This is a genomic window from Arthrospira sp. PCC 9901, assembly GCF_059013425.1.
Map to the genome: position 1 here is coordinate 2,114,823 of NZ_CP102296.1, position 16,282 is coordinate 2,131,104.

General features: G+C 44.2%; 14 protein-coding genes. 6 read left to right on the forward strand and 8 right to left on the reverse strand.

Going from position 1 to position 16,282, the window contains the following annotated elements; translation table 11 throughout:
• The 5 genes from NLZ44_RS09240 to NLZ44_RS09260 all read right to left on the reverse strand — a co-directional run bounded on the left by NLZ44_RS09240 (position 1) and on the right by NLZ44_RS09260 (position 6,746).
• Entirely contained in the window at positions 1-1,032 is a 1,032-nt protein-coding gene (locus tag NLZ44_RS09240) for an ABC transporter ATP-binding protein (protein ID WP_006621580.1), read from the reverse strand.
• A 65-nt stretch (positions 1,033-1,097) separates the two neighbouring features.
• Positions 1,098-2,072 (reverse strand): ABC transporter ATP-binding protein, encoded by a 975-nt coding sequence (locus tag NLZ44_RS09245; RefSeq protein WP_493752585.1) that lies wholly within the window; start codon positions 2,070-2,072, stop codon positions 1,098-1,100.
• Positions 2,073-2,084: 12 nt separating this feature from the next.
• Positions 2,085-2,897 carry a nuclease-related domain-containing protein gene (locus NLZ44_RS09250; RefSeq protein WP_111891671.1) on the reverse strand — a complete coding sequence of 271 codons (813 nt, stop codon included), beginning with the start codon at positions 2,895-2,897 and terminating at the stop codon, positions 2,085-2,087.
• 66 nt (positions 2,898-2,963) lie between these two features.
• On the reverse strand, positions 2,964-4,097 hold the full coding sequence (locus tag NLZ44_RS09255) for a redoxin domain-containing protein (protein ID WP_493752586.1): 1,134 nt from the start codon (positions 4,095-4,097) through the stop codon (positions 2,964-2,966).
• A 111-nt stretch (positions 4,098-4,208) separates the two neighbouring features.
• Complete coding sequence (locus NLZ44_RS09260) at positions 4,209-6,746, reverse strand: EAL domain-containing protein (protein WP_493752587.1); 2,538 nt, start codon at positions 6,744-6,746, stop codon at positions 4,209-4,211.
• 119 nt (positions 6,747-6,865) lie between these two features.
• Between NLZ44_RS09260 and dapB the strand changes: the two genes are divergently transcribed.
• Together dapB and NLZ44_RS09270 are read left to right on the forward strand one after the other, a co-directional pair.
• The gene (gene dapB, locus NLZ44_RS09265; protein ID WP_006621574.1) at positions 6,866-7,693 is read left to right on the forward strand and encodes a 4-hydroxy-tetrahydrodipicolinate reductase; all 828 of its coding nucleotides are present in this window, start codon (positions 6,866-6,868) and stop codon (positions 7,691-7,693) included.
• Between the two features lie 102 nt (positions 7,694-7,795).
• On the forward strand, positions 7,796-8,503 hold the full coding sequence (locus NLZ44_RS09270; RefSeq protein WP_493752588.1) for a DUF8619 family protein: 708 nt from the start codon (positions 7,796-7,798) through the stop codon (positions 8,501-8,503).
• On the opposite strand, the gene NLZ44_RS09275 is transcribed toward NLZ44_RS09270, so the two are convergent.
• Complete coding sequence (locus NLZ44_RS09275) at positions 8,500-9,129, reverse strand: precorrin-8X methylmutase (protein WP_006667872.1); 630 nt, start codon at positions 9,127-9,129, stop codon at positions 8,500-8,502. The two genes, NLZ44_RS09270 and NLZ44_RS09275, sit on opposite strands and share 4 nt — an antisense overlap.
• Positions 9,130-9,341: 212 nt before the next feature.
• Between NLZ44_RS09275 and NLZ44_RS09280 the strand changes: the two genes are divergently transcribed.
• The 3 genes from NLZ44_RS09280 (at position 9,342) to NLZ44_RS09290 (ending at position 11,563) form a co-directional block, all read left to right on the forward strand.
• Entirely contained in the window at positions 9,342-9,764 is a 423-nt protein-coding gene (locus tag NLZ44_RS09280) for a heavy metal-responsive transcriptional regulator (RefSeq protein WP_008057029.1), read from the forward strand.
• A 64-nt stretch (positions 9,765-9,828) separates the two neighbouring features.
• Positions 9,829-10,071, forward strand: a complete 243-nt coding sequence (locus tag NLZ44_RS09285; protein ID WP_008057027.1) for a thioredoxin family protein — start codon at positions 9,829-9,831, stop codon at positions 10,069-10,071.
• 160 nt (positions 10,072-10,231) lie between these two features.
• The gene (locus tag NLZ44_RS09290) at positions 10,232-11,563 is read left to right on the forward strand and encodes a permease (RefSeq protein WP_493752589.1); all 1,332 of its coding nucleotides are present in this window, start codon (positions 10,232-10,234) and stop codon (positions 11,561-11,563) included.
• Here NLZ44_RS09290 and mtnB read toward each other — a convergent pair.
• Together mtnB and NLZ44_RS09300 are read right to left on the reverse strand one after the other, a co-directional pair.
• Entirely contained in the window at positions 11,560-12,183 is a 624-nt protein-coding gene (gene mtnB, locus NLZ44_RS09295) for a methylthioribulose 1-phosphate dehydratase (RefSeq protein ID WP_008057024.1), read from the reverse strand. The genes NLZ44_RS09290 and mtnB overlap by 4 nt on opposite strands.
• 16 nt (positions 12,184-12,199) lie before the next feature.
• The gene (locus NLZ44_RS09300; protein WP_493752590.1) at positions 12,200-13,294 is read right to left on the reverse strand and encodes a RuBisCO large subunit C-terminal-like domain-containing protein; all 1,095 of its coding nucleotides are present in this window, start codon (positions 13,292-13,294) and stop codon (positions 12,200-12,202) included.
• A gap of 62 nt (positions 13,295-13,356) precedes the next feature.
• On the opposite strand from NLZ44_RS09300, the gene uvrA reads away from it, so the two are divergent.
• On the forward strand, positions 13,357-16,260 hold the full coding sequence (gene uvrA / locus NLZ44_RS09305; protein ID WP_493752591.1) for an excinuclease ABC subunit UvrA: 2,904 nt from the start codon (positions 13,357-13,359) through the stop codon (positions 16,258-16,260).
• The last annotated feature ends 22 nt before the right edge of the window (positions 16,261-16,282 follow it).

Sequence of the window (16,282 nt, forward strand, 5' to 3'; positions counted from 1 at the left end):
TTATGGAGGGTTTTGGGAATCCCATAGATGACAGGAAACAAAATGTCCGGGATTAATTTCTCGCAATTGGGGTTCCTCGACCCGACAGCGATCGCCAACTAAATGCGCGGAAGGACAGCGGCTATAAAATCGACATCCACAGGAGGGTAATAAAGGGCTGGGAACATCTCCTTTCAGGATAATTCTTTCCCGTTTGGCTTCGATTTCTGGGTCAGGAATAGGGACAGCAGAAAGTAAGGCTTTAGTATAGGGATGAAGGGGATAATCATAGACAGAATTGCACTCCCCTATTTCGACGATTTTACCTAAATACATGACTGCTACCCGACTGGAAATGTAGCGGACTACACTTAAATCATGGGCGATAAATAGATAGGTTAAATTTAGGCGTTTTTGTAGCGATCGCATTAAATTCACTACCTGTGCTTGAATAGAAACATCCAAAGAGGCGATCGGTTCATCACAGACCAAAAAATCCGGGTCAACCGCTAAAGCCCTAGCTATAGCTATTCGCTGTCTTTGACCACCCGAAAACTCGTGGGGATAACGATTAATAAATTGCCGATTTAGTCCCACTAATTCTAATAACTCTTCCACTCGATGAATCAGGGATTCACCCTTAGCTAATCCATGAATTAATAGGGGTTCCCCAATGATTTTTTTAATGGTCATACGCGGATTTAGGGAGGCGTAGGGGTCTTGGAAAATTATCTGCATTTGGCGGCGCATAACTCGCAACTTTTCGGGTTCTAATTTAGTCAGTTCAATATCATTAAAATAAACCCGGCCACCTGTGGGAGGTTGAAGCTGTAAAATCGCTTTACCTGTGGTGCTTTTCCCGCAGCCAGACTCCCCAACTAAACTAAGAGTTTCACCCCGTTTTATGGCAAATGTTAACCCATCTACTGCCCTAATTATCCCTACCTGTTTCTGTCGAAATATCCCCCCAGTGACCGGAAAGTGTACCTGCAAATTATCAACCCTTAATAGGGTATCGGTTTCTGGGTTACTGGGCTGTGTTTTGGCAACCATCAGGTCTCAAACATTCCAAGAAAATAGATAGATTTTAACTAGCATAAAATCATCCTTTTGTCAAGTCATGGTTTAACCCAACAGGCGACTTGATGATGGGTGGCAACTAATTCTAAAACCGGATCTTCCTGAAAACAACGGTCGATCGGATATTGACATCGAGGCGCAAACGGGCAACCTTGAGGATAGTTAATCAAATCTGGGGGAGTCCCTGGGATAGCCGCGAGAGTCTCTCCCATGTCGCAGTCAGGACGGGGGAGGCTTTTTAACAATCCCATTGTGTAGGGGTGACGAGGATGCTTATAGAGTTGATTAACCGGCGCTTCTTCCACAATTTGACCTGCATACATGACTAAAATGCGATCGGCAAATCTCGCCAAAAGTGCTAAATCATGGGTAATCCAAATTACCGCCATTCCCATTTCATTTTGCAACTGTTGAATCATCTCAATAACTTGGGCTTGGACAGTGACATCTAAAGCCGTTGTCGGTTCATCAGCAATTAATAATTTGGGATGACAGGCTAAAGCGATCGCCATCATAACTCGCTGTCGCATTCCCCCAGATAATTGATGGGGATAGCTACCAAGTCGGCGTTTTGCTGGTGATATACCCACCTTTTCTAAAAGTGCGATCGCCTGTTTTTCTGCCTCTAATTTAGTCGCGCCGCAATGTAATTGTATAGCCTCCGTAATTTGTTTACCAATAGTTAAAACCGGATTTAAGCACGTCATCGGGTCTTGAAAAATCATGGAAATATGGTTACCCCGAATTTTTCTTAATGCCGATTTATTTAATTTAAGTAAATCCAGATTTTCAAACCAAATCTCCCCCCCGGTAATCCCGCCAGAATTGTCAGAAATTAGCCGCAAAATTGATAACACCCCGGCACTTTTCCCCGAACCCGATTCCCCGACAATGCCAAGAGTTTCCCCAGGATTAATATGATAGGAAATGCCATTAACAGCCTTAACTACCCCATCATTAGTAATAAAACGAGTTTCCAAATTGTTAACTTGTAGCAGTGGTGAGGTCATCATCAAAAATTGATTTTACATATCTTTTTTTAACCTAGGCTTAGGCTTCTTAGGCTTAGGCTTAGGTTTAGGCTTAGGTTCCGGTTCCGGTTGAGAATTGCGAGGCTTAGGCTTAGGCTTAGGCTTCGTTTCTGGTTGCGGTTGCGGTTGCGGTTTAGATACCGGTAAAAATTCATATTCTTGGATATGTTTACTAATCCTCAAAACCTGTTCATCTGTCAGATATTCGGGAGATTTCCAGATCATGGATATCAAATCTGTCATACTGGTTAAAACTGGCACAGAACAATTTTTAGCCCCCACCCATTTAGCTATAGGAAAAACCACAGGCGCAGTGATACAATCAGTAGGTAAGCCAGGGATTTCTGAAAAAATCCACCGCTGAAACGTCTGTTGATGATAGAGACTTTGGGAAGTAGGACTGTTAGATACAGGAACCCACTGGGAACCCTCGCGCCGTTTCCAGTTATCTTGATTTCCCGCCAAGGAACCCTTCCAGGTTTTCACTTCAATTAAAAAAATACCTCGGTTCCCAATCAATAGCAAATCAATTTCTGTTAAACTGCCAGCAGTAGCAGGAATCAGAGCATTTTTAAATAATACCCAATTGTCAGGAAATGTCATCAGCAACAGAGCAATTAAATTTTCCCCTAAACTACCCTTAACTTGATTTCGGATTTGTTTAAATTCAAATACTCCTGCGCCTATCATCCCCAAGAAACCACCACCCCAAGCCTGACTAGCTTCCTCCCGTTGGCTGGATACTTTGCGATTAATATTTTGTTTAAATTTGGCTTTCAGAGATGGGGACTGTTCTAGAACTTTCATATAATGATCACCCTGATTAAACTTGATCAAATAGGGAGCTAAGTTAGCCCCCCAAATGATGCTTAATTAAGCATTCAGCTTAATGACACGACTGTAATCATTTCTGACCCGGTTTTCGTAAGCATTGCGTCTTTCGGCATCTTCATCACCATAGAAGAAAGAAAGCAAGGCAAAACGTCGCCCTGATGTCACATCAGTAGCCTCGTGCATGGTAGAACATGAAAATATGATAGCATCTCCTGTGGCAGGTTTATACAAATGGGGTGCGTGTTCAGGAAATCTTAAACAACCCCCTTCGTATTCTTCAGTATTAAGGTTAATAGTCATCGCAAATCGCCGATGGAAAGTTCCCCCAGTGGTGTTGTCTCGATGGGGTCGGAAAAAGCCCCCTGATTCACTATCATAGCAGCCTATTTTGTAGCATTCACGGCGAGTTAGTTGGAATTGAAAGGCTTGCAGAATTTCTGGAAATACCCGCCGCTGCATAATAGAATCGATGTAATTTTTAACAGGTCCGTCCTGTATAAAGTGATCGCGCCGTCGCTTGAAACTGGGGTCAACGTAGCCGACGGTTTTTTCTCCCTCTCTTTTCATGAACCCGGATTCATCATTACCTTGAGTTTCCCAAATCTTGATCAGTTCCCGACAGAAACGTAAATCCAAAACTTTAGGAATTAGCAAGACAGGAGCCTGCATTTCAATGAGTCGAGGAGGTTCTTGGGCGACTAAATCTTGAATTTCTCCTAGGAATTTTTGGGTAAATTCTTCGAGGGGATGTAATGGGTAAATTTTGAGAATGCGAAGACTGCGATCAAGCAGGAAAGCGACACGGTTATAAACGATGGTGTTGCTATTTTTTCCGTCGCAAATATAGGCTCCGTATCTGGTGCTAACTTCTCCTTTTAAATCGGAGAGTAAGGAATAGGTAAGGTGATGATTTTCGGCGAAGGTTTTGCGAGTTGAGGGGTGGTTGAGACTGATGCTAAAAATCTGAAGATCAAAGCGATCGCACATTGACATAATATCCTGCAATCGACAAGCGATTTTTTCGCATTCTGAGATCTGATCCCCTGCATAAAATACTAACAGAATTGGTTTCCCGGCATGGGAACGGAGAACAATATTTTTGCCGTTGGAGTCGGGCAAACTGAACCAGGGGGCAGGATCGCCTACGGTGAGAATAGAAGCAGAATGAACCATGACATCAAAATACTAAACTCCTAGATATTTGTGACCTAAATCAAATAGGTAGTCAAAAAATCAACCTATCCGTTGACGTAAAGATTAAGGGATTGGTTCCCGAAAAGGTATTTACCAATGGGGATGAGATGTAAAGAATTGTGTAGCATCGTCAGCAGATATAGGTCTTTGGAAATAGTAACCTTGAGCATATTCACAACCGAGCGATCGCAATTGTTCCAATTGTTCAAAGGTTTCTACTCCTTCGGCGATCGCATCTAAATTTAAGGCTTGTGCCAACATCAAAATAGTTCTGACAATTGCCAAATTTTCCACCTCGGTAGCTTCCCCAATATGAGCAATAAATGAGCGGTCAATTTTCAGGACATCCACGGGAAAACGAGGTAAATAACCTAGGGAGGAAAACCCGGTGCCAAAATCATCAATACTTAACTTGATTTGCAAATTCTTCAACTGATGAAGTAGGCGAATAGTAGCTTCGACATCATCCATAATCACGCTTTCTGTAATCTCCAATCGCAAGCCACTGGGGTCAATACCTGAATCTTGAATAATTCCCTTAATTTCGTCAACTAAATCAGGGTGAATAAACTGTCTGCCTGATAAATTAACGCCCACAATAATCTGACAATCTGATTTTAGGGACTGCTGCCAAATTGCCAATTGATGACAAGCCTCTTGCATAGCCCAGCGACCAATAGGAATAATTAATCCGGTTTCTTTAGCGACTTTTAAAAACCGTTCTGGTGTCACCAAACCTTGACGAGGATGCTGCCAACGCACTAAGGCTTCAAAGCCGACAATTTCGCCAGTTTTTAGGGAAATTACAGGTTGATAATACATGACAAATTCCCCACGGCTTACGGCTAAACGCAGATCAGTTTCTAATTGCAGGCGATCCAAACCACCGACCTGCATAGTGCGTTCAAATACTTGATATCGAATATTTTTGAGAGATTTAGCCCGCAGCATGGCGGTATTACCATTACGGAGTAAATCTTCGGCGCGAGTTTCGGCTGTATCGGCTAAAGCAATGCCAATACTCACGGTTTTAAATACCTCATGACCATTGAGAATAAAGGGAGAAAGTAAGGCTTTTTGGATACGTTCAGCCACGATTGTGGCATTATTTACTGATTTTAAATTCCGCAGCAGAATGGCAAATTCATCAGCGCCTAAACGTGCTATAGTATCCCCTAATCTGACGGAGGTTTTGAGTCTTTCTACCAATTGGATGAGCAGTTGATCTCCGGCTAAATCTCCTAAGCTGTCATTAATTAGGCGGAAATTATCAACATTAATAAATAATACGCCACAGATAGATTTATTCCGTTGAGAGTAGGCGATCGCTTGTTGAGTGCGATCGAGAAATAGGGAACGATTAGGCAATCCGGTTAAGGAATCATGCAGGAAGTTATGAATTTGTTTATAAGCAATCACCCCAGTAGCGGCTAAAGTCAGGGCTAAAACCGGAGAGGCTAGGGGAATCCAAGCATTGAATAAAAACAGGACGTAGGTAGCGCCAAAAATCGTGAATATCCCCAGGAAAAAGTACAATCCTTGCATTCCTGGATGGTGGATACGCCAAGCCAGAAAACCGCCGCCAATTCCCCAAAGAGTCAACCAGATAAGTTCTACCCACAGAGGCAAAAACCAGAATAAATTATTAGCCGGAGAATTGCCAGAATCTGCCCCCAAAATCTGACTAACTATATTGGCATGAATAAAAACCCCTGGCATTTTCGGTGCGGTTGATTCCCTGACACTATAGGGGGTAAAAAATTCGTCTTTAATACTGGGGGCGGTGGCTCCGATTAAGACAATTTTATCAGTGATTAAATCTGGGTAAACTGTAGCGGCCAAAACTTCGCTCAAGGTGACGACGGGTGCGGGTTGAACTCCCCGATAGTTGAGCAGGATTTGATAACCGCGATCGTCAATATTGGAGTAGCCCCCATGATGATACCTTAACGGCACAAATACCCGATTATTTAACTCCATATATTCGGGGTTTTGCTGATAATTTTGGGGTTCGATACCCTCAAATTTTAGGTAATGTAGTGCTAATCGTAAACCCAGGGAAAAAAAGGTGTTTCCCTGAGATTCAGCAAATAAGAGTTGGCGGCGCACTACTCCGTCTGGGTCGAGAATTAGGTCATTAAAGCCAATTTGCTTGGGTGGTAGTTGAGGAGGGGGGGGAATAGTGGGATTGTCGGGGTTGCCAATTTTGGTAATCCCAAATATATTAGGAGCCTGGAACTGTTGACTTAGTTCGGCGCTACCGGGTGGGTGAGGTAGATCCCGATATATATCTAAACCGATCGCTCTGGGTTGATGCTGTTGTAGGTTAGCTAAAACTTGGGCTAATACGGCATCAGACATGGGCCATTGTTCTTGGGCGGCAATATCTGATTCAGTAATAGCGACAATCAAAATCCGGTCATCAGGTTCCAATTCGGGTCGGAGGCGAACTAACCCGTCAAACAACCTCAATTCTACGGGTTGCAAATCTCCCCTGAGTTTAATACCAGTTAATAATAAGGTGCTGGTGAGGCTGATAATCAACCACAATGGCGGAGTCATCCGTAAGACTAGCAATCGCCATTTAGATAGCGGTGACCATTGGGAACCAGAGTTGTGACGCAGCATTAATCAGCAGAAATGGACTACCTGATTCTATCATACCAATTTCGATGGGGCAGTGCTCTAGCCTGGATAGACACAAAATGGTTTGATAGTCTAATAAAGGATATTTCTGGTTTAAAGTCATGGTAGGTCAATTTCCAATTCCAGTGGTGGTCAATGGTGCTGGCGGTAAAATGGGTCGAGAAGTGGTCAAAGCGGTGGCTGCTGCACAGGATATGACGCTGTTGGGGGCCATTGATAAAAATCCGGCTTATCTGAATGAAGATGCTGGAAGTCTCGCGGGGATTGAACCTTTAGAGATCCCGATTACAAACGATCGCGAAGGAATGCTGGTTATGGCGGCTCAGGAAAAGCAGCCAGCCGTGATGGTGGACTTTACCCACCCAGACTCAGTATATGACAATATTCGGGCGGCGATCGCCTATGGTGTCCGTCCGGTGGTGGGGACTACTGGGTTAAGTGAAGCCAAAATTCAGGATTTAGCCGAATTTGCTGATAAAGCCAGCATGGGATGTTTATTGGTCCCTAATTTTTGCATCGGCATTGTACTTTTACAACAGGCGGCGATCGCTGCTTCTCAATATTTTGACCATGTAGAGATTATTGAGTTACACCATAATCAAAAGGCTGATGCACCTAGCGGCACGGCGGTTAAAACCGCGCAAATGCTGGCAGAGTTCGGGAAAACCTATAACCAAAGCCAAGTTAAAGAAACGGAACAATTACCCGGTGCTAGAGGTGCGATCGCTGATGAACAAATCCGCATTCATAGTGTCCGTTTACCCGGTTTGATTGCTCACCAAGAGGTAATTTTTGGGGCGGCTGGTCAAATTTATACCCTCCGCCATGATACCACCGATCGCGGTTGCTATATGCCCGGTGTCTTGCTGGCAATTCGTCAAGTCTTATCACTGAAAAGTCTGGTTTATGGATTAGAGAAAATTCTCTAATCATGGATAATCGATAATTAATCATGGATAATGGATAATGGATGATTAATTACTACCCGCCCTGGCTTCGATTAGGCTTTGCTCATTTATGGTGCTAATTATATGCTAATTCCACTCACCCGTCAAACTTTCCATGAACTGGTTCCGGCTGTGGCTACTAGCGAACAGTATCAACACTTTTGGGGGAAGCCATCACAATTCATCAGAAGATTGTTAGTGTCCGCTGTGGGGACGTTAATTCTCGCCTTAGTGGAGTTATCAGTACAATTTGAAGGCAGGCAAATTTTGTTAATTCCTTTGGTGATGTTTGCTTTGTACTGGCTGTGGGGTCCCATTTGGGATGCTAGTATACGAAATCGCCAGTTTCGCAAATATCCCTATTGTGGATTTTGGCAGGGCAAAGTTTTGGATTATTATATTTCGGAAGCGGTGACTAATGAGCAAGAATCGGTTAACTCTAAAGGTGATTTAATTATCATTGAAAACTTAGAGCGGCGGATTAATGTAGAAGTGGGGGATAAAACCGGGTTTGTGGTGAAAATTGAAGCCCCCCTTAACCGCAACCATAAACGACTGAGTCGGGGTCAGGTGGCGGTGATGTTGGTAACTTCCTACCTGGATGACCTCAGCAGTATTAATGAGGTGTCTGATGTGTATATTCCTAGCCAAAATATTTGGGTGGGGTCATATCCCTATTTGCGGCGGGATATGTTTATGGAAATTACCCGGGAGATGCGATCGCGTTATGGTCGTCCCCAATCGCGATCGCCTCGTCGGAGTCCTTCTCCCCGTCAGCAGGCCTATGATTAACTCCCCCCTGACTCATTTCTCCCGTAGGCTTGCCAAGCTAGGTCTACCAAGCCATTAACTATGGCTACAGCGACCACTGAACTACCCTTGCGGCCGTCTATACGGATATGAGATACCATAGAATCATTTAAGCGCGATTTGGCTACATCCGCCCCCACAAACCCCGATGGCGTAGCAATCACTAAGGCGGGTTTAATTTCCTCAGCCTCAATTAAATCTACTAAGGCTGATAGGGCCGTTTGTTCCTGACCAATCACAAAAATTCCCTCTGGATAACGTTTCGCTAGGGTTTGAATACCCCAAGCCGTGCGACTTTTTTCCCGTTGGGGTCGAGTCACTGTGTCCAGGGAACAGTACACTGGATTAGCAAAGGTTGACAAAATTTGGGGAGTGATACCCACCTGCACCATGGGTACATCTACTATAATTGTAGTACGGGCAGCTAGGGCCGCTGCTCCGGCTTGCAGGGCTTGGTCTGAAAAGCGCACAAGGCTTTTATATTCAAAATCGGCTGTGGTGTAAATCACCCGCCGGACAATTTCGTACTCTGCGGGTGAAAACACATGAGTACCGATTTCGCGATCGATGATACCCAAACTTTGGGCATCGGTGATATGCCATTCCATCCTGACTCGCCGCTGTTGGGTGTCCTATAATTGGTTCCGGTGTTAGCCAGAACCACAGTTGCGCTGGTTGCGCCTGTTTATTATCGGTTATGGGGGTATCTTATCAAAGATTTGGGATTTAGGGCAGTTCCAGGCTAACTTGACTCAGGAAATATCTGGCCCTGGTCAAGTATGGCAGAAATTAGGTTGACTAGACTAGGGGACAAATACTTATGTTTAAGGTGGGTGAAGTATCTGAGATTTTGGGAATTAATCCACAAACGATTTATTTTTATGAACGGATAGGATTAATTCCTTCTCCCCAACGGACTGAGGCGGGTTATCGTCTCTTTAGTCAAGATGATTTGGAGAGAATTAGCTTTATTATTCGCGGCAAGTCTTTGGGCTTAACTTTGGCGGAAATTCAGGATATTTTAGAACTGAAACATCAGCGATCGCTTACTTGTCAGGCTGTTTATGAACGTTTGAATGGTAAACTTACTCAAATTCGCGATAAAATTGACAAATTACAGGCTTTACATGATGAATTATTGCCCATAGTACAGGAATGTCAGACTCATCTCGATCGCACTAATTCCGAACAACAATGTGTCATCCTGGATAATTATAGCCACAAACACCCGCCAACCCCTTGACATTATACCTAAGTATAAGCTCTACAATAGTCAGCATCAGTTATAGTTCAGGAGAACTCAAATCATGACTGCTGTCAAAATTGAAGTGCTAGGGACTGGCTGCCAAAAGTGTCAGCAACTAGAAGCCAACGCTAAAGAGGCGATCGCCTCCCTCAATATCGAGGCGGAGGTTTTACATATTACCGAACCCCTGAAAATAGCCGAACGAGGAGTTATGAAAACTCCCGCCTTGGTGATTAATGATGTGGTTGTCAGTCAGGGGAAAGTAGCCACCCCGGAACAGATCCAAACTCATCTCAAACCTTAAATATCGGTCGCTGAGATTAAGTCTATACCCTAGAAACCTGGTGGGTTGGGATTATCTAATTTGATTAGACCATACCTTGCCGAAAATCGCAGCAAATTTGACCCCTACCACCAGGTTATTTTAGACATCTAAACTGCGAAAATAGCCGGGAGTAAACATCATGAGAATTTCCACTTTTTGGCGGGAACAGTGGCAACCTCTCGCCTTAATTGTAGCTTTATTTTTACTGTGCTTTTATCTGCCTGTAGAAGCCATAAGACAGTCAGAAAGGCTACAAAATGCCTTCTGGGAGTCTCTTTATCTAGTCCGTTGGTATGCCCAAGAGCACGTTTTATTGTGCCTAATTCCGGCGTTTTTTATTGCGGGTGCGATCGCTGTTTTTATTAGCCAAGACTCAGTAATGAAATACCTGGGAGTCAAGGCTAACCCTTGGCTGGCTTATGGTGTCGCTTCTGTATCCGGTACTATTTTAGCAGTTTGTTCCTGCACTGTACTACCTTTATTTGCCGGAATTTACCGCATGGGCGCGGGTTTGGGTCCGGCGATGGCTTTTTTGTACTCAGGACCCGCCATTAACGTTCTAGCCATTATTCTCACGGCTAGAGTTTTAGGATGGCAATTAGGTCTAGCTAGGGCAATTTGTGCCATGATCTTTAGCATGATTATCGGCTTGTCAATGCAGTGGCTTTTCCGCCGCGAAGAAACCGAAAAAGTCAAAGCAGCTTCTCTGTTGTCTGAGGCGGAAGAGACTCGTCCCCTCTGGCAAAATGCCGTATTTTTTGCCGTCCTGGTCGGTATCCTAGTTTTTGCTAATTGGAGTGCGCCAGATGTTAATACTGGTTTGTGGTATGTTATCTATTCCTTAAAATGGTGGATTACTGGCTTTTTTGGTGTCGCCTTGGCTGCTATTTTAGTGGCTTGGTTAAATCTCAGTCTGGGGAAAGTTTTGTTGATTAGTGCCGTCACTGTGGTATTATCATTACAGTTCCATCAATACCCTTTGATTGCCTTTAGCTTTGCCGTGGTCGGTTTATCTTGGTTGACCAGTAACGATAAAAATGAGGCGGGAGAATGGTTTGAGTCTTCCTGGGATTATGCTAAACAAATTTTACCTTTGTTATTGTTTGGGGTATTAATTGCGGGCGCTTTATTAGGTCGTCCCGGTGAGGAAGCCTTAATTCCTTCTGAATGGGTGGCTATGGCGGTGGGTGGTAATTCCATTTTGGCGAATTTCTTCGCGGCGATCGCTGGTGCATTTATGTATTTTGCTACCTTAACAGAAGTGCCGATTTTGCAGGGATTAATTGGTAATGGTATGGGAGACGGACCCGCCTTGGCTTTATTATTAGCTGGTCCGGCTTTATCCCTTCCTAATATGCTGGTCATTCGTACCATTATAGGAACCAAAAAAACTGTGGTCTTTGTGGCGCTGGTCGTCGCTATGGCTACGATTAGTGGTATCATCTATGGGGGGATTATGGCCATGTTTTAAAACTTGATTCCCACCTGACGGGCTGCTACAATATATCTGAAAATATATTCGGCTAATTCTACATGATTTTCGGCTTCGGCGGCGGAATTAGCCCAGACTGTCACTCCATGATTACGAATTAACAAAGCCGGGACTTGGGGGGTCTCTCGGTGAAAGCGATCGCTTATTTCCTGAGCGATTTTGGGAACCTGTAAATGGTTGTGAAAAACTGGCATAAACACCTGGGGATTTTCCTCCCACACCCCCAAACCTTTTAACATCTCAATCGGAGGTAAAGGCAATTTTTCCCCTTCCACAAAATTAGTCACTAATTTCGCTTCCACGGAATGGACATGATAGCAGGCTCTAGCATCAGCAAAACAGGAATAAATCGCCTGATGGATACTGGTTTCGGCTGAGGGTTTATTCTCAGGATTGGGCGTTTCCAACAATTCCCCCGTGAGACTCACTCGCACAAAATCATCAGCTACCAATTTCCCCTTTTGTTTACCACTAGCAGTAATCCAAAAACTGCCATCTTCAACCCTAGCGGACAAATTGCCAGCGGTCCCAGCCATCCATCCTAGCTGATAAAATTGGCGAGATGCTTCCATTAAAGATTCACGGGGGTCTGTATTCATTGTCAATTATTAATTATCAATTATTAACTATTAATTCTGTAAAGGTTTTCACACCAGCGGCGGGACCGTCTGGATGATCCATGATACCAGTTCCGGCATTGAGAATAACATCATTGCCATAATCAGCTAATACCTGGGGAATAATCCCCGCATGGATACCAGCAGAAGGGACTGGGAAAACATTACGCGATCGCAAAGTATCCCGAATTTTGGCTTCTTCGGTGGGGTCAAAAGGTAAACTACCATAATGGGCGGGATATAAAACCGCATCCGCCCCCGCATGGGCCATGAGAGTCCCCAAAACCACAGAATAAGCCAAACCGTGATCCGGTGATGCACAGAGGCTACCAGCAAACGCAGGATGCACAAAAATCGGAACATTGATTTCCGGGTCAGTGGCGATCGCCTCCAATACCGAAAATCCGTAGGTTAAAACATTTAATAATAGGGCATTTGCGCCCGCCTTAACTAGGGTCCTGGCTTTTTCGATCAGGGCGATCGCAGAACCGGTGATATTTACCGCATAGAGGACGTTGCGACCCGTTTCGCTTCTCACCCTATCTAACACGGTCCGACAAGCCTTTAAGCGTTCGAGAGTGGGCGCTGTGGGCAAGTCTGGGAGGATTTCATCATCTTTAATTAGGTCTAATCCGGCAAAGGCCACCTGTTCCAAAATATCCGCGTGGTCGGCGGCGGACAACCCCAAGGCGGGTTTGAAAATCGCCATAATTAGGGGTCGGTTGGGGACTTCTAGGCGATCGCGAATTCCTGTAATTCCTAGTTTGGGGCGTTTCCCGTAATTTTCCCCCAGCCGGACAGCAATTACCTTTCCACTACCCGCCATGGAATATTTGCCAAAAATCATGGTTAGTAGGCTGGGGATATCGTTTTCTACGTTAGCCTCTGGAAAAGCAACGGTAACAATGCTATATTTTTGAGCATCGGTTTGGATATTGATCACCTCTCCTAAATGCGATCGCATCACCTCTTCCCGGTGCTGAAAACGTGCATCCCAAGTTCCCGCTGTTTGTCCAATGGCGATTACTTTCCCTTGACGTTCTGGATCTATTCCCGGGGGAAATCGATAGTCTACCTCAATACTTCTAACCATAGATAAGTTCCTAGCCCTCAAATTATCACTTCTCTGATTATTGATTATCCTACCTTAACCTAATGGCTAAACCTGCGAAATTTTCCGATCTCCAATCTACCATATCCCCGGCTAGTCTGAACACTATTAGAATTATCGGGGCGAGACAGCATAACCTGAAAAATCTCAATCTGGAACTTCCCCGCGATCGCCTGATTGTATTTACTGGCGTTTCAGGTTCTGGGAAATCTAGCCTAGCTTTTGATACCATTTTTGCTGAAGGACAACGGCGTTATGTCGAGTCCCTTAGTGCCTATGCGAGACAATTTTTAGGACAATTAGATAAGCCTGATGTTGATGCGATCGAGGGGTTGAGTCCCGCTATTTCTATTGACCAAAAATCTACCTCCCATAACCCTCGGTCTACCGTGGGAACAGTTACCGAAATTTATGATTATTTACGTTTATTATTTGGTCGGGCGGGTTCCCCTCATTGTCCTATATGCGATCGCCATATTGCCCCCCAAACTATTGACCAAATGTGCGATCAAGTTATGGCACTTCCTGAAGGCACTAAATTCCTTATTCTTGCGCCTGTCGTCCGAGGGAAAAAAGGCACTCATCGCAAACTCTTATCTAGTTTAGCATCTTCAGGTTTTGTCCGGGTCAAAATTGATGGGGAAATTCTCGAATTGTCTGACCATATAGACTTAGACAAAAATCATGTCCATGATCTTGAAATTGTCATTGATAGACTTATTGTGAAACCGGGGTTACAGGAACGTTTAGTTGATTCCCTAACTACTTGTTTACGCCATGGGGAAGGTATTGCTATTATTCAGATTTTGGATAACCTCAGTATATCACCAGAAGAACAATTCCCCAAACCGCAACAATTGGTATTTTCCGAAAACTTTGCTTGTCCTGAACATGGGGCGGTTATGGAAGAACTTTCACCCCGCCTATTTTCTTTTAATTCTCCCTATGGCGCTTGTCCCGCTTGTCATGGTTTGGGACACTGGCGGACTTTTTCCCCAGAATTGATTATTCCTGACCCTTCACAACCTGTTTATAATGCGATCGCCCCTTGGTCAGACAAGGACAATTCCTTTTATTTATCCCTACTTCATAGTGTCGCCCAAGCCTTCGATTTTGAGATTTCTACCCCCTGGAAAAAACTGACACCCGAACAACAGCATATTATTCTTTATGGGAGTGATGAACCCATTTTAATAGAAACTGATTCCCGCTACCGAGAAAATCGCAGTTATTACCGCCCCTATCTCGGTGCAATTCCCATGTTACTCCGACAATATGAGGAGACAGGTTCCGAAGCACAAAAGCAGAAATTAGCCCCTTATTTGGTTGACCAACCCTGCGAAGTCTGTCACGGTCAACGATTGAAGCCAGAGGCGCTATCTGTCTATTTGGGACAGTATAATATAGCAGATTTAACCGAGGTTTCCATTCGGGATTGTTTGGATAAAATTAATCAGCTACAATTGAGCGATCGCCAAGCCCAAATCGGGGATTTAGTCTTACGGGAAATTAAGGCAAGATTACAGTTTTTGATAGATGTCGGTTTGGATTATTTAACCCTCGCTAGATCCGCTTCTACCTTGTCCGGCGGAGAAGCCCAAAGGATTCGATTGGCTACTCAAATTGGCGCGGGTTTAACCGGTGTTTTATATGTCTTAGATGAACCTAGTATTGGCTTACATCAACGGGATAATGGCAGACTATTAAAGACCTTGATAAAGTTGCGAGATTTAGGCAATACCTTGATTGTAGTCGAACATGACGAGGAAACTATCCGCGCCGCTGATTGGTTGGTTGATATCGGTCCTGGGGCGGGAGTTAATGGCGGAGAAATTGTCGCCCAAGGGGATTTAAAAACTTTATTAACTACTCAAAAATCCCTCACGGGTGCTTATCTTTCTGGACGCAAAAAAATTGAAACTCCCCCCAGCCGCCGTCCCGGAAATGGGCGATCGCTATTTCTCAAAAACGCCCATTGTAATAATCTGCAAAATATCGATGTCGAATTACCCCTCGGTAAATTAGTCTGTATTACTGGGGTCTCAGGTTCCGGTAAATCTACCTTAATTAATGAGTTATTATATCCCGCCCTCCAACATCATTTTTACGGGAAAATTGCCTTTCCTAAAAAATTAGATAAAATTCAGGGATTAGATGCTTTGGATAAGGTCATTGTCATTGATCAATCTCCCATTGGACGCACTCCGCGATCTAACCCCGCTACCTATACGGGAGTATTTGATATTATCCGAGGACTGTTTGCAGAAACCATTGAGGCGAAAGCTAGGGGATATAAGCCAGGACAGTTTTCTTTTAATGTTAAAGGCGGACGCTGTGAAGCCTGCGGCGGACAGGGGGTAAATGTGATTGAAATGAATTTTCTTCCTGATGTTTATGTGCAATGTGAGGTATGTAAAGGCGCACGATATAACCGGGAAACTCTCCAGGTTAAATATAAGGGCTATTCTATCGCTGATGTCTTGAATATGACCGCTGACGAGGCTTTAAAGGTTTTTGAAAATATCCCCCGCGCTACCACTCGGCTGCAAACTTTGGTTGATGTCGGTTTGGGTTATATTCAGTTAGGACAACCTGCGCCTACCCTTTCCGGGGGAGAAGCACAACGGGTTAAATTGGCTTCCGAATTGTCAAAACGCGCTACTGGTAAAACTCTGTATTTAATTGATGAACCAACTACCGGTTTATCTTTTTATGATGTTCATCAGTTATTGAATGTTTTACAAAGGTTGGTTGATAAGGGTAATTCTATTATGGTCATTGAACATAATTTAGATGTGATTCGTTGTGCTGATTGGGTGGTGGACTTGGGACCAGAAGGAGGCGATCGCGGTGGTCAAATTGTCGCCACCGGAACACCCGAAGATATTGCTAATAACCCCCATTCCTACACCGGATTTTATTTAAAACAACTGTTAACAACTTCCTAAAAAAACCTAGTTCCAGAAACCC